The organism is Flavobacteriales bacterium, assembly GCA_016700415.1.
Lineage (GTDB): Bacteria > Bacteroidota > Bacteroidia > Flavobacteriales_F > PHOS-HE28 > PHOS-HE28.
This window is the reverse complement of sequence record CP065018.1, coordinates 2,250,908-2,264,400: the sequence shown is the minus strand read 5'-3', so window position 1 is coordinate 2,264,400 and position 13,493 is coordinate 2,250,908. Positions and strand designations below refer to the sequence as shown.

Annotated in this window: 7 protein-coding genes; 2 read left to right on the top strand and 5 right to left on the bottom strand. The window is 60.4% G+C overall.

From position 1 onward, the window contains the following. Position 1 precedes the first annotated feature (1 nt). Positions 2 to 1,258 (bottom strand): leucyl aminopeptidase, encoded by a 1,257-nt coding sequence (locus tag IPP95_09430; protein ID QQS74239.1) that lies wholly within the window; start codon positions 1,256 to 1,258, stop codon positions 2 to 4. A 731-nt stretch (positions 1,259 to 1,989) separates the two neighbouring features. Between IPP95_09430 and IPP95_09425 the strand changes: the two genes are divergently transcribed. Both IPP95_09425 and IPP95_09420 read left to right on the top strand, forming a co-directional pair. Beyond that, entirely contained in the window at positions 1,990 to 4,650 is a 2,661-nt protein-coding gene (locus IPP95_09425) for a gliding motility-associated C-terminal domain-containing protein (GenBank protein QQS71413.1), read from the top strand. Next, positions 4,650 to 5,243, top strand: coding sequence for a riboflavin synthase (locus IPP95_09420; protein QQS71412.1), 594 nt, complete (start codon positions 4,650 to 4,652; stop codon positions 5,241 to 5,243). The genes IPP95_09425 and IPP95_09420 overlap by 1 nt, the downstream gene beginning before the upstream one ends. On the opposite strand, the gene IPP95_09415 is transcribed toward IPP95_09420, so the two are convergent. From IPP95_09415 to IPP95_09400, 4 genes are all read right to left on the bottom strand, one after another. Continuing rightward, entirely contained in the window at positions 5,233 to 7,146 is a 1,914-nt protein-coding gene (locus IPP95_09415) for a T9SS type A sorting domain-containing protein (protein QQS71411.1), read from the bottom strand. The two genes, IPP95_09420 and IPP95_09415, sit on opposite strands and share 11 nt — an antisense overlap. A 94-nt stretch (positions 7,147 to 7,240) precedes the next feature. After that, positions 7,241 to 8,194, bottom strand: coding sequence for a methylenetetrahydrofolate reductase [NAD(P)H] (gene metF, locus IPP95_09410; protein ID QQS71410.1), 954 nt, complete (start codon positions 8,192 to 8,194; stop codon positions 7,241 to 7,243). 64 nt (positions 8,195 to 8,258) lie between these two features. Beyond that, complete coding sequence (locus tag IPP95_09405) at positions 8,259 to 10,388, bottom strand: gliding motility-associated C-terminal domain-containing protein (protein ID QQS71409.1); 2,130 nt, start codon at positions 10,386 to 10,388, stop codon at positions 8,259 to 8,261. Positions 10,389 to 10,541: 153 nt separating this feature from the next. Further along, complete coding sequence (locus IPP95_09400; GenBank protein ID QQS71408.1) at positions 10,542 to 13,490, bottom strand: gliding motility-associated C-terminal domain-containing protein; 2,949 nt, start codon at positions 13,488 to 13,490, stop codon at positions 10,542 to 10,544. Positions 13,491 to 13,493 lie beyond the last annotated feature (3 nt).

Sequence of the window (13,493 nt, the reverse complement as noted above, 5' to 3'; positions counted from 1 at the left end):
GTCACTTGGCCGCTGCGCGGCGCTTGAGGAATTCATACACCAAACGCACGCCCACACCGGTGCCGCCCTTGGTCCGATAATGGTCGCGCTTGTCCAGAAAGGCGGGCCCGGCGATGTCCAAGTGAATGAGCGGCTTGGTGGTGAAGCGGGCGAGGAATTTCCCGGCGGTGATCTGCCCGGCCATCGCTCCACCGATGTTCTTCAGGTCGGCAACGTCGCTCTTGAGCTCCTCGTCATATTCTTCCCAGAAGGGCATCTGCGCCACGCGCTCGAACGTGGTGTCGGCGGCGGCATGCAGCATGGCGAATTGCTTCTCACTGGCGGTGCCCATGGTCACTGTGCCCTGGGTGCCGATGGCGCGCATGGCGGCCCCGGTGAGCGTGGCCAAGGTGAATACCACTTCGGCATCGTAGCGCTCGCCATAGCTCAGCGCATCGGCAAGGATCAAGCGGCCCTCGGCATCCGAGTTGAGGTTCTCCACGGTGAGGCCGCTGTGCATCTTCAGCACGTCGCCGGGCGCGAAGGCCTTGCCGCCGGGGCGGTTGTCCGTGGAGGGCACCAAGGCCACCACGTGCAAGGGCAGCTTCTGCTTCGCCGCGATGGAGATCGCGCCGATCACCGCTGCGGAGCCGCCCATGTCGCATTTCATGGAATCCATGCTGTTGGGTGTCGGTTTCAGGCTGAGACCGCCGGTATCGTACACCACGCCTTTGCCCACCAGCAGCACGGGCTTCTTGTTCACCGCGTTCTTCGGCTTCCATTCCATCACGATGAAGACCGGCGGGTCGATGCTCCCTTGGTTCACGGCGAGAAGACCGCCCATCTTCTCGGCCTCGATCTGCTTCTTGTTCATCACCTTGGCGGTGAAGCCGCAGCTCTTGGCCAGCTTCTGGGCTGCTTCGCCAAGCTGCACGGCGCTGAGGTGCGAGGCGGGTTCGTTCACGAGGTCGCGGGCGTTGAGCGTGGCTTCGCAGACATCCAGCATTTCCTGCAAGGCCGCAGGCTTCACCACTGAAGCGATAAGGCTGAGCTTTTTCAAGGTGCGGGGCTGCTCCCCGGTCTTGTGGCGGTTGAAGGCATACGAACCGAGCGTAGCGCCTTCCACCAGCGCCAAAGTGAGGTCCGCATCATCCTGCAAACTCACGGCCTGGGCTTCTTCCCGCTTGGCGGCGATCAATTTCAGGGCCATGGCGTTGCCTGCCTGGCGTGCCTTTTCCAGTTGTTTGGAGGGGGGTCCTTGCCGCACCTGGTGTACCATCACTAACCGCCCGCTGATGTCGCAGGTCGCCACCAAGGCGTCATCCTTCAATTGCTCCAGCAGGTATTGGCGGTCGTTGCGCTCCAGGTCGATGCTGCGCAATTGTGCGGGATCGGCGAGGATCACCAGCATGTCTTTGGCGCCGGCCGTGCGGTTGGTCTTGGTGATCTGGAGCATGGGCGGAGCGGATATCTATGGATTTTATGGAGGCCGAAGATAGCTTCCCGTCCGCAGGCGTAATGGTTTTCCACCGCTACGGGAATGTGATGTTTGGTCGCAGAGGCGCGGAGACGCAGAGAAATGCGGTTTATACCACGAAGGACACAAAGAGCACAAAGTAGAAGAGAAGGCACTGCCTGCGGTAGTGAAGGACGCAAGATCAGAAAGAGATCGGACCGCAACGTTCGCAACGGCTTTGGGGGTGTCGCGGTTGACGGCTTCGACTACTTCCGCCAAGGGCGCAAATGTTTCATACCGGTTTTCTCGGAAGGGCGCGGATAATTTGGTGGGAAGTTCGGAACTGGGGCGTCTCTGCTACTGAGCTAAGTGAGTCACCCCTCTCCTTGGGAGAGGGGCTGGGGGTGAGGAGTATTTCTTTGCGCTCTTTGCGTCCTTTGCGGTTAAATCCTTCTGTGTTTCCCGCGAAAACCGGCCAAAGGTGGCGGTGAGCCATGCAACGGTGACCGGAGGCCGATGGACAAGGCCCGGAATTCCCGTACTTTGTAACAACGATGAACAGCCTTTTCCGCACTTTATGTGCCGGCCTCTTGTTGGGCTTTGCTTTTACGGCCCGGGCCACGCACAATGAGGCGGGGGAGATCTTGGTGTGCCATGTCGGAGATTCCACAAGCCTCACTTATAGGGTCACCATCATTACCTATACCAATCCCAATTCCCAGGCGGACCGGCCTGAATTCATTCTGGACTGGGGCGACAACACGCCCTTGGACACGATCCAGCGGGATTCCGCGACATTGGTGCAGATCGCCGGGATCAACACGCAACGGAACCTTTACATCCACACGCATGTCTACCCCGGGCCGGGCGTGTTCCTGCTTCAGTACATCGACCCCAACCGGGTGGCCGATGTGGTGAACATCCCCGGCTCGGTGAACGTGCCCATGTGCGTGCAGACCCGGTTGGTGATCAGCACTGCGGGCAATAATTGCACGCCACAATTCCTTAATCCGCCCATCCAGAATGCCTGCTTGGGTCAACTGTGGGTCCACAATCCGGGCGGGTACGATTCCGATGGCGACAGCCTTTCCTTCGAACCGGTAGTCTGCTTGGGAGGTGATCTGAGCAATCCGCTCGATGGTATAGGTGACCCTATCCCCGGCTATCTGTTCCCAAACCAGATCTCGCCCGGCGCGAACAACCAGTATGCCATCGATCCGGTCACTGGCACCATCACCTGGGATTCCCCGCAGCAGTCCGGCATTTACAACATCGCCTTCATCGTCAGGGAGTGGCGGATGATCAACGGGCATTGGGTGAACATCGGCTGGGTGGAACGCGACATGCAGGTGATCGTGGGCCCCTGCAACGATCGGCCTCCGGTGATCGCCGAGGTGAACGATACCTGCGTGGAAGCGGGCACCTTCCTCACCTTCGGCGTGCAGGCCACCGACCCCGACGCGGGCCAGACCATCACCTTGAGCGCGCTGGGCGGACCGTTCCAAGTGGCCAGTTCCCCCGCGGTGTTCAACTCGTCCCCATCCCAGAACATCGTTTTCGGCACGTTCTCGTGGAACACCAACTGCTCGCACGTGCGGCAACAGCCTTACCAAGTGGTCTTCAATGCCCGCGACAACTACAACATGGTGCAGCTGCAGGATTATGAGACCATGTTCATCACCGTGGTGGCCCCCGCGCCGCAAAATCCCAGCGCCACGCCGAATGGTGGCGTGATGGAACTGGCTTGGGACCCCAGCATCTGCTCCAATGCCACGGGCTATCGCATCTATCGTCGACAGGGTTCCTATGGCTTTATCCATGGCCCCTGCGAGACGGGTGTGCCGGCCTATACCGGTTATCAGTACATCGGCAGCACCACCGGGCTGAACAACACGAACTACACGGACGCGGGGCTGGCCTTCGGCATCACCTATTGCTACATGGTAGTGGCCGTTTTCCCGGACGGCGCGCAGAGCTACGCGAGCGTGGAGTTTTGCAACCTGCTGCAGCGCGACGTGCCCATCATGACGCACGTAAGCGTGGGCGTGACCGATAACGCAAACGGCGTGGACACCGTGCGCTGGAGCAATGCCTTCGACCTGGACACGATCCAGCATCCCGGCCCCTATCTCTTCAAGGTGTATCGCGGAAATGGCCTGACCTCCGCCACCGCACTCGTACATACCAGCGCCACTTCTCCGATCTTGGCAAACCCCGACACCAGCTTTATCGATCAAGGCTTGGACACGCGCTCCACCGGCCATACCTATCGCGTGGACCTCTATGGCGACGATGGCAACACGCTGATCGGCCCCAGCAACATGGCCTCCAGCGTTTTCATCGTCCCGGAGCCGAACGATGAGCAGGTCACGCTGCACATCAACTACAACGCGCCGTGGATCAATACGCAGTTCGATGTCTACCGGCAGATCGGCGGGGTCTTCACCTACGTCGGTACCGGCACCGAGCCCACCTACGTGGACACCGGCCTGGTGAACGGTGAGTCCTATTGCTACTACGTGAAGACCACCGGGGCATACGACGATCCAGCCATCGCCGCACCGTTGATCAACTTCAGCCAAGAGACCTGCGCCACGCCGGTGGACCTTACACCGCCGTGCCCGCCCACGCTTTCCATCGTCAACGATTGCGAGCTGCCGCTGAACACGCTCACGTGGAACAACCCCAACAACAGCTGCGCCAGTGATACCTGGCGCTACAACATCTACTTCACCGACAGCTTGGGTGGGGAAATGATCCTGATCCACACCATCACCGGTGCCGAGGACACCACGTTCACGCACACCGACGGCAGTTCCGTGGCCGGTTGCTACGTGGTCACCGCCATCGATTCCGTGGGCAACGAGAGCGCTTTCAGCGACCGGGTCTGCGGCGACAATTGTCCGGAATACACCTTGCCGAACGTCTTCACGCCCAACAGCGACCGCGTGAACGACCTCTTTATTCCCTTCCCGTACCGCGGCGTGAAGGAGATCGACCTGCAGGTCTTCAACCGCTGGGGCCAGATCGTTTTCACCACGCAGGACCCCGCGATCCAGTGGGACGGCACGCTGAACAACGATGGCGAGCCGGTGCCGGACGGTGTCTACTTCTATGTCTGTCAGGTGATCTTCAAGCGGCTGCAAGGCTCCACGCCGGAAGTGCTGAAAGGCTACGTCCACATCCTCGGCGGCAACCACGCACAGCAGAACTGATGTTCACCGGCATCGTGGAAGAGGTGGGCGAGGTGCAGGAAGTGAGCACCACCGGCAGCAACAAGGAATTTGTGATCAAGGCGCGCATGGCCCCGGAGCTGCGCGTGGACCAGAGCGTTTCACACAACGGCGTCTGCCTCACGGTTGTGGAGTTGATGGAAGATCGTTATCGCGTTACGGCGGTGGAGGAGACCCTGCAACGCAGCAACCTCGGCGCATTACAGGTCGGCGATCCAGTCAATTTGGAACGCTGCCTCCGTATCGGCGACCGGCTCGACGGCCACATGGTGCAAGGCCACGTGGACACTGTGGTGACCTGTAGCGCAGCGGAAGAGCGCGATGGATCCTGGTGGTTCTCGTTCTCCCTGCCGGAGCAAAAGGAGCTGTTGGTGGAGAAAGGTTCTGTCTGTTTGGACGGCGTGAGCCTCACCATTGCCGCGTTGGATGACCGCTCCTTCAGCGTAGCGGTGATCCCGTACACGCATGAGCACACCACGTTCCGCACGTTGGCCGTTGGAGGCAGGGTGAACGTGGAGTTCGACGTGGTGGGGAAGTACGTGGCGCGTGTGCTTGGCGGGTCGATCACCGCTTAACAAACCGCGAACGCAGCACCACCCCACCTCCGCTCAGCTCCAGCACATAGCCACCGGAGGAAAGCCCGTGGATATCGATGTTCCCGTCTCTGGCATCCCCGGTGAATACGGTCCGGCCGAGCGCGTCTACTACCCGTGCCAGCAGTCGTGGCCCGGAGCCGGGAATGCGCCAATGGAGGATGTCGGCCGCCGGGTTCGGATAGAGGACCAGCAGCGGTCGGTCTCGGTCCAGTTCGCTCACCGAAGTGGTGAGGTTGTGGCCGCTGATCAGCCAGATGTCGGGATCGAAGGCCGCGCTGTCGATGGGGAAGGGCAGGTGGAAACTGAATCCTTGGTCATTCACCGTGTTGTCCAATACCACTGTGCTATCGGTACCTCCGCCATAGAATCGAATAGGCACGGGCAGTTCGAAGAAGTCTACCGAGGGGTGTGAGGCGGTCTGGGACAGGGAGACATGTACCTCGCCTGCGTCGTCTTGGGACCACACCGTTGTGTAGGAGGGATAACCCTCGCCGGTGAACCAATCGGCGAAGAAGCCGGTGAGATCCAGGCCCGAGGTGGCCGCCAAGTGAGCTTGCAGGTCGGCGGTGGTGGCCGTGCCGTAGCCGATCGTCGGGTCGTCCAGATAGTTGCGCATACCATTGTAGAAAGCGCTGTCCCCACAGATCCAGCGCAGCATGTGGATCACCATCGCACCCTTGTTGTAGGTGAGTCTTCCGCTAAAAAGCCGGTTCTGGTCCAACGTGTCGGTGCAGAACACGCTGCCATCCGGTTGACTGATTATACTTCCGACCTTGCCTTGTTTCCAAATGGGCCAGTACACCGGGGCCAGGTATTCATAGGCCAGCCCGCTGAGGTAAGTGGCGAAGCCCTCGTTCAACCAGATGTCCGCCCAGCTGGCACAGGTCACCTTGTCCCCGAACCACTGGTGCGCCAGTTCGTGGGCGGAGATCTCCGGATGGTAAACCCCGAGAAAGGTCATGGTCTGGTGTTCCATGCCGCCGCCCCATCCGAATTGTGCGTGGCCGTACTTCTCGTTCGCAAAGGGATAGGTGCCGAACAGCTGGCTGAACAGGGTTATTTTCGGGAGAAGCTCGGTGGCGTTCGTCACTGCCGCGTCGAAGTCCTCCGGGTACGCGTACGTCACCATCGGCATGCTGTCCCCGTCCAGCACCACGTATTGGATGTCCACTTGGTAGTTGGTCACGGCCGTGGCGATCAAATAATAGTCGATCGGGTGGCGATGCCGCCAATGCCAGGTGACGTGGTCGCCCGTGGTGTCGGGCGCCATCAGCACGCCGTTCCCGGCGGCCCGGTTGTTCATCGGCGTGGTGACATACGTGTCCAGTGAATCCACTTTGTCGTTGAGGTCCTGTTTGGAGGGCCACCAATCCTTGGCGCCGTAGGGTTCGCTCAAGGTCCATACGATGGGCACGCCGTCATGCTCGTCGGTGACGAAGCTTCCGAAGCCGGTATTCGGCGGGACCCCGTGATAGCTCACCGTGATGGAATCGGTCTGTCCGGCCGGAATGGTGGCGGGGAGCGTGATCACCAACAGGTCTCCGGGATCTTGGGAGTACGCGAGCGCATTTCCTTGCATGGTCACGTCGTCCACCGTAAGGCTGTCGCTGAGGTCGAAGATGAGCTGGTCCAGATCGGCGGTGGCGGTGAAATAGGAGGTGACGCTGCCGCTGATGTAGCGGACGGCGGGATCCAGGTCCCACGTGCAACGCAGGTACTTCATGTCGTAGCCGCGTGTGGGAGGGCCGCCGCTCCGGTCCAGATCGCCGATGGGGTGCCGTTCGCTGCGGACGGTTTCGTCGAATGCGGCCTCGTCGTAGTTCAACTGCGCAAGGGCCGGGAAGGTCAAAAATGCCAAGGTCAGAAGGAGGAAGGAGCGCATGGGATGCAAGTTACGGGGTGTGGTCTGTCTTATGTGTGTTGTCTTTTGCGGTCCAAGCACTGGACACAAGGCATTGGACAGCAAAGCTGCCACGTCAGAACAACTGCGAGGCAATGGCCTTCACAGCCTCCGAGCGCCCCATGGTGTAAAAGTGCAGGCTGGGTACCTTTTGGGCCTGCAGTTCCTTGGCCTGCTGGGTGGTCCATTCAATGCCGACCGCCTTCACGTCCTCGTCAGACTTGCACTTCTCCAATTCGCGGGAGAAAGCCTCCGGAAGGTCGATGTTGAAGGTCTTCGGGATGAACGAAATGTGGCGGAAGTTCGTCAGTGGCTTCAATCCCGGAATGATCGGTACAGTGATCCCTTCCTTGCGGCAGCGCTCCACGAAATCGAAGTATCGGGCGTTGTCGAAGAACATCTGGGTGACGAGGTATTCCGCGCCCGCATCCACTTTGCGCTTCAGGTAGGCCAGGTCGGTGCCCGGGTTCAGCGCCTCGGCGTGCTTCTCCGGATAGCAGGCGGCCCCCACGCACAGGTTGGTGGGCGCGGCTTCCTGTTCCTCGTCGTACAGATACTGCCCCTTATTGAGCCCGGCGATCTGGCGGATCAACTCTTCGGCATGGGCATGGCCCTGTCGTTCCGGGATGAAATGGGGTTCGCTTTTAATGGGATCCCCACGCAGGGCCAGCACGTTGTCGATGCCCAGGAAGTTCAGCTCGATCAAGGCGTCCTCGGTGTCCTCCCGGCTGAAGCCCCCGCAGATCAGATGGGGCACGGTGTCCACCTCGTATTTCGCCTTGATCATCGCGCAAATACCCACGGTGCCCGGTCTTTTCCGCAGGCGGATCTTTTGCAGCAGCCCTTGTCCGCGCTCCTTATAGATCACCTCCTCGCGATGGTAGGTCACGTTCACGAAGCTCGGCTTGAACTCCATCAAAGGGTCGATGCCCGCATAGATCGAACGGATGTCCTTGCCTTTCAACGGGGGCAGGATCTCGAAGGAGAAGAGGGAGCGGTCGCTTTTCCGCAGGTGGTCGATGACCTTCATGGAGGGGCTATGATGAACGGAAGCCCCGACCGGCGGGGCTTCCGTTCATGTTTGTGGGTGAAGGTCAACGCAGCAACGTCACGTTGCCGGTGTATTCCTTGCCCGTGCTGAGCTTCAGGACATAGAAGTAGGTGCCGTCGGGCGTTTCCTTCGAGGGGCGCCAGGTGTTCTTGTAGTTGCTGCTGGTGAACACCTCCTGGCCCCAGCGGTTGAACACGGAAAGCGAGGTGTTGGGGTAATACTGTGCGCCTTCAAAGGTCAAGGCATCGTTCTGTCCGTCGCCATTGGGGCTGAACACGTTGGGGACGATGATCTCCACCGGGATCACTACTTGGTAGTACGTATAGGTGTGGGTGCAACCGTCCGCCGTGGTCACGGTGAGCGTGATGGGATAAGTGCCCGGCACATTGAAGGTCGGGGCGAACGTGGTACCGGACCCATTGCCCAAGGTATCCGCGTCCCAAAACCAGTTCGTGATGGTCCCGCCGTTCCCGTTGGATTGGTCCGTGTACTCCACCGTGGTGCCCGGGAAGACCACTCCGTTGGGGATGCCGATGAAGGATGCCGTGGGTGAGTTCGCGCTCAGCACGTTCACCGCGGCCGACGTGCCTTCACAGCCTTCGTCGTTGGTCACCGTCACAGTATAAGTGCCGGTTCCCACACTGATGGTGGGGTCCTGGCTGCCGGTGCTCCAGGAGTAGCCGTTATAGGGCTCCGTGGTGGAAAGAACCGAGGGTTCACCCCCGCAATTGAAAAGCACCCCGGTGATCTCAGGTCCGGGTGTCGGTGCCTCGTGAACGGTGATGAAATTGGATACCAGGATGCACGCACCCGTGCTGGCCTCCACATAGTAGGTGCCTGGTCCCACGAGCACGGTGGTCCCATTGAAACCGTTGGCCCACTCATAGTTATCGTAGCCGCCGGAGGCCGTGAGCAGCACGCCTTGCCCCGCGCAGGCCACCGTGTCGCCGGTGATCATCGGAGGCGGCGCACCCACATAGAAAACGCGGATCACCACGGTGATCGTGGAGGTCAGTGCCGGCGTTCCATCATCCGTGGCGGTGTACGTGATCGTGTGTACGCCCCCATTGGCGGTATCGCCCACAGTGGGGATGAACTGGAGATGAAGGTTGGCGGTGTTCATCGGACCGGAGTTCGTCTCGGTGACGGTCCCGTTCAGCGGCGGATCTATGGTATAGCTCGCCGAGGTCAACTGGCCGGGCTCGGGAGAGAGGAAGTTCACGTCCAGGTCCACCAGCTCGTTCACGCATACGTCCACGGTATCGCATAGCGAGGTGCTACTGGCGATGGGCGGGATGTTCTGTGTGCTCACCGCCGTGGTGAAAACGAAGTTCTTGTTGTCCAACCAGCTTATGCCGTCAGTCCCTCCGAAGGGTCCGTCGTAGTCAACGCCGGCATGGTCGAAGCGGCCGAACTGGATGTAGTCGATGCCGTTGCCGCGGTTGGCGCCCACGGTGGCAGGAATACCCCCAAAGCCGCCGACCCCTTGTGATGCGGAGCCAGTGGTCCATTGCATGTCCTTGTAGCAGAACGACACGGTGCTGCCGAGGCCCACGTCCGTGTTCGTCCCGTCGCTGATAATGAGCTGGAAGGAGTTCAATTTATCGGTCTGCATACTGTAGTACCCCACGTCTGTCCAGTTCACGTACAAGGCGTTCGGGGTCAGTTTGTACTTCACCGTACCGCCATTGCCGCGGGTGTCCACGTCCGCCCAAAAGGGGGCTACCATGATCGTATCGCTGAACCCACCGGCACCCGGACCGGCGGGGAACCCTCCTGCACTGAAAGAGAACAGCGCTTCATTGAACGTCAAGTTGCCGTTGTTGTTGATGAAGCAAGCATTGTAAAGATCCCCGTACAGGTCGAACTGGAAAGGCAGATTGATCAAGGAGGAGGAACCGTCATCATTGGGCTGCATGGCCAGCGTGTATGTGTTGTCCGGTTCGATCCAGCAGTTACAGTTCCCGCCGGTGCCGCCACCACCGCCTTTCGCCAAGTTCAAGGGCTGCACCTGAGGCGGGGGCAGGGTGGAATAGGCCACATGGAAATCCGAGGGCAAGGTGCCGGTGGCCTTCATCGCCTGATACTGGTCCACGGTGAGTTCAACGCGTTGTGCGTGCACCTGGGTGCTGAGGACGCAGGCAAGCAAAGCCAGGGTGAGGAGCTTCTTCATGTTGGGTTCTGTTCGGTCAGTTGATGGCCGATCCATTAAAATAGTCCGCCAAGATAATCCGGACGGGCAAATGGCCCACGGATCCCGTGGTCGATGGTTTTCTCGGTGGTCTCGAACTATGGGTACATGTTGGTGAATGCAATGCAGGTGAGGTCACCTCAACAGGGTCACGTTCCCGAAGCGGTCCAATTTGTCGGCCGCGTATAAGGGCCTATAGGTAAGCCTCCAGACATAAACCCCTGTGGCGGTGCGTCCTCCGTTGATCCCGCTGCCGTCCCAGCCCTTGTCCGGGTCGGTGGTGTCGAATACGAGCTGGCCCCAGCGGTCGAAGATGCGCAGGTGGTAATCTTCCGGGGCCATGTCCAACATGATCGGTTTGAACATGTCGTTCATCCCGTTGCCATCGGGCGTGAAGGCCTTCGGTACCCATAGGTTGGGCACCAGGATGGAAATGGTGTCGCACCAAGTGTCCCCGCAGCCGTAGCGGTCCAGCACGGTAAGGCAGACTGGATAGTTGTCCGCCAGCTCGTCCGGGTAGGTGTAGGCCACCTGTCGACCGCTCTGGACGGTACCGTCGTGGAATGACCATTGGAGATCCACTGCGTGAGGGTCCGTGGCCGAGAACACCACCGTGCTGTTGGCGGCCGTGCCCGGATCCGGAGTGAACACAAAGGTGGCTTCGGGAACAGGGTCTACCAGGACCGCGCCGGGCGTGATCAGTTGGTCGGTGCAGCCTTGTGGGGTGGTCACCTGGAGCTTCACATGGTACCAGCCCGCTTCGGCGTACGTGTGGGTGAAACTACCGCATGCGCCCACCGTGTCGGTGCCGTCACCGGGGTCCCAAATGCAGGAGTTGCCCACGTAGATCGGGTCGGTCGTGTTGGTGAAGGTCACTTCCAGCGGGTTGCAGCCGCTGTCAGGGTCGGCGGTGAAGGAGATCACCGGCAGGGTGTTGATGCGGATGTTCACCATGGAGGTATCGGACAGGTGGGAGCAGGTGCCGGGACCAATTGTGACATAAGCGTAGTCCCCGGAAAGCTCCAAGCTGGGGTCAAGGATGCCGTTGATGAGCAGCGAATCCTCGGGGGTGAGCCAATGACCTCCCGTGTCCGGATCTCCGCCCAACAGTGGGAAGAGCGGGCTGTTGCCACCGTTGGCGCAGATCACCAGTGAACTGTCCAGCCCGGCCTGGGGCAGCGGGTCCAAGTTGATGGTGAGCACGGCGCTCTGGTCCGGGCAGGGGAGCACGGCGGATACGATGTACGTGTACACACCGATGGTTCCGGTGGCGGGATCGAACAGGTCGGGCACGGCGGCGCCGTTCACATCCGCCCATGTTCCGGTGGCGTCGACTGTGCCGCCCAATTTGCTACGCATGCTGAAGGGAGCAACGTCACGGCAGAGCGTGATGGAACTGTCGGTGCCGGCATGCACGGCTTGGGGAATGGCCACGGATATGAATGCCGTATCGTTCGGGCAGGGTGTGCTGCCCAAGACGATGTACTGGTAAATGCCTGAAGCGGAAGTCGGTGGGTCAATGGTGCCGTTGAACGCAATTCCGCTGGGGCTGACCCAAGCTCCGCCCATCTCCGGTGAATCCGGGATGTGCGCAAAGATTTCGTCCGGATAGTCCCAGGAACAATACGCCAACGCGATGTCCCCACCGGCATTTACATGCGGCACGTTGGTGATGGTGGCCACGCCCGTGGCGGAACAGGAGGTCCCGATGCCCACGGAATAGGTGTATTCGCCGCTTATGTCCACTCCGGGGATGAAGATGTTGTTATGGGCGCTGCCGTCGGGGGCGCTCCAGTCACCGCTGGGTGGAGCGTTTCCGCCCAGTACGCTTAACATGTCAAAGGGCACCCCGTTGTCGCAGACCAGCATGCTGTCGGAGACCAGTTGCGGCGAGGGCAGCACATGGATGACGATGTGAAGCGTGGAAGTGAGCGATGGGCTGCCATTATCGGTCCCTTGGAAGTAGACGTCGTGGTAGCCGGTGTCCGCGATGGCCGGCGTGAACTGCGTAATGATGGAGGCGTTCAGCCCGGCCACGGAATCCACAACCACATAATTGCTCAGTGTATTGCAATACGAGGAAGGCACAGTGATCTGCGTGGGCTCGGGGGAAAGGAAGTCCACGCTGAGCTGGGTGGTCTGGTCGGTGCAGACGGTGAGGGAGTCGCACACGCTCTGGCCGGTCACCACCGGTGGCACGTTGCCCGTGGTCTGGTCGGTAGCGAAGGTGAAGTACTTGTTGTCCAGGAAACTGACCCCGTCCGAGGCCCCGAACGGTCCGTCATAGTCCGTTCCGGCATGGTCGAAACGCCCGAACTGGATGTAGTTCACCCCATCACCTTTGTTCGCCCCCACGGTGGCGGGGGTTCCGCCGAAACCGTTGGTGCCGCTGGAGGCGCTGCCCGTGGTCCATTGCATGTCACCATAACAGAAGGACACGTTCGCCCCGTTGGGCACGACCGGGTCGGCGCCGTCTGTGATGATGACCTGGAAGGAGTTCAGCTTGTCGGTCATCATGCTGTAGTAGCCCACATTCGTCCAGTTCACATAGAGCGCGGTGGGGGTCACCTTGTACTGCACGATGTTGTTGTTCACACCCCCGCCGCGCAGATCCACGTCCGCCCAGAAAGGCGCCACCATCGTGGGGCCGGTCGTGGGGAAGGCGCTGGAGCTGAACGTGCCGATGAAGTTGCCGAACGAGACGTTCCCATTGATGTTGATGTAGGCCGTGGAAAAGTTCTGGCCGTACAGGAAGAAGTTGAAGGGCAGGTTGATCGGCCCGTAGGAGCCGTCGTCGCCATTGCCGAAGCCCGAGGCGTTCCACTGGGTGTCGTTGTTGATGGTGGTATAGCTGGTGTTCGGTGTCACCCAGCAATCACACGAGGCGCTTCCACCGCGCGAGTTGTCGTCCGGTCCCGTGGTCGGCGGAGTATCGGAGTGCGTGGCTGGCGGTTGCGGCGTGACGAACTGCATCTTCCACGTGTCGTATTCCCCGTGCGTGGTGATGGCCGTAGGAGGTGTCTGCGCGAACAGCCCTGTGGCCAAGGCCAACGCTGGAAGCAGTAATTTGCGGATTGTCATCATCAA

Excerpts from the sequence above, each read along its gene's own strand:
- IPP95_09425 (QQS71413.1), top strand. The coding sequence starts at position 1,990 with ATGAACAGCCTTTTCCGCACTTTATGTGCCGGCCTCTTGTTGGGCTTT.
- IPP95_09405 (QQS71409.1), bottom strand. The coding sequence starts at position 10,388 with ATGAAGAAGCTCCTCACCCTGGCTTTGCTTGCCTGCGTCCTCAGCACC.
- metF (QQS71410.1), bottom strand. The coding sequence starts at position 8,194 with ATGAAGGTCATCGACCACCTGCGGAAAAGCGACCGCTCCCTCTTCTCC.
- IPP95_09415 (QQS71411.1), bottom strand. The coding sequence starts at position 7,146 with ATGCGCTCCTTCCTCCTTCTGACCTTGGCATTTTTGACCTTCCCGGCC.
- IPP95_09420 (QQS71412.1), top strand. The coding sequence starts at position 4,650 with ATGTTCACCGGCATCGTGGAAGAGGTGGGCGAGGTGCAGGAAGTGAGC.
- IPP95_09430 (QQS74239.1), bottom strand. The coding sequence starts at position 1,258 with ATGGTACACCAGGTGCGGCAAGGACCCCCCTCCAAACAACTGGAAAAG.
- IPP95_09400 (QQS71408.1), bottom strand. The coding sequence starts at position 13,490 with ATGATGACAATCCGCAAATTACTGCTTCCAGCGTTGGCCTTGGCCACA.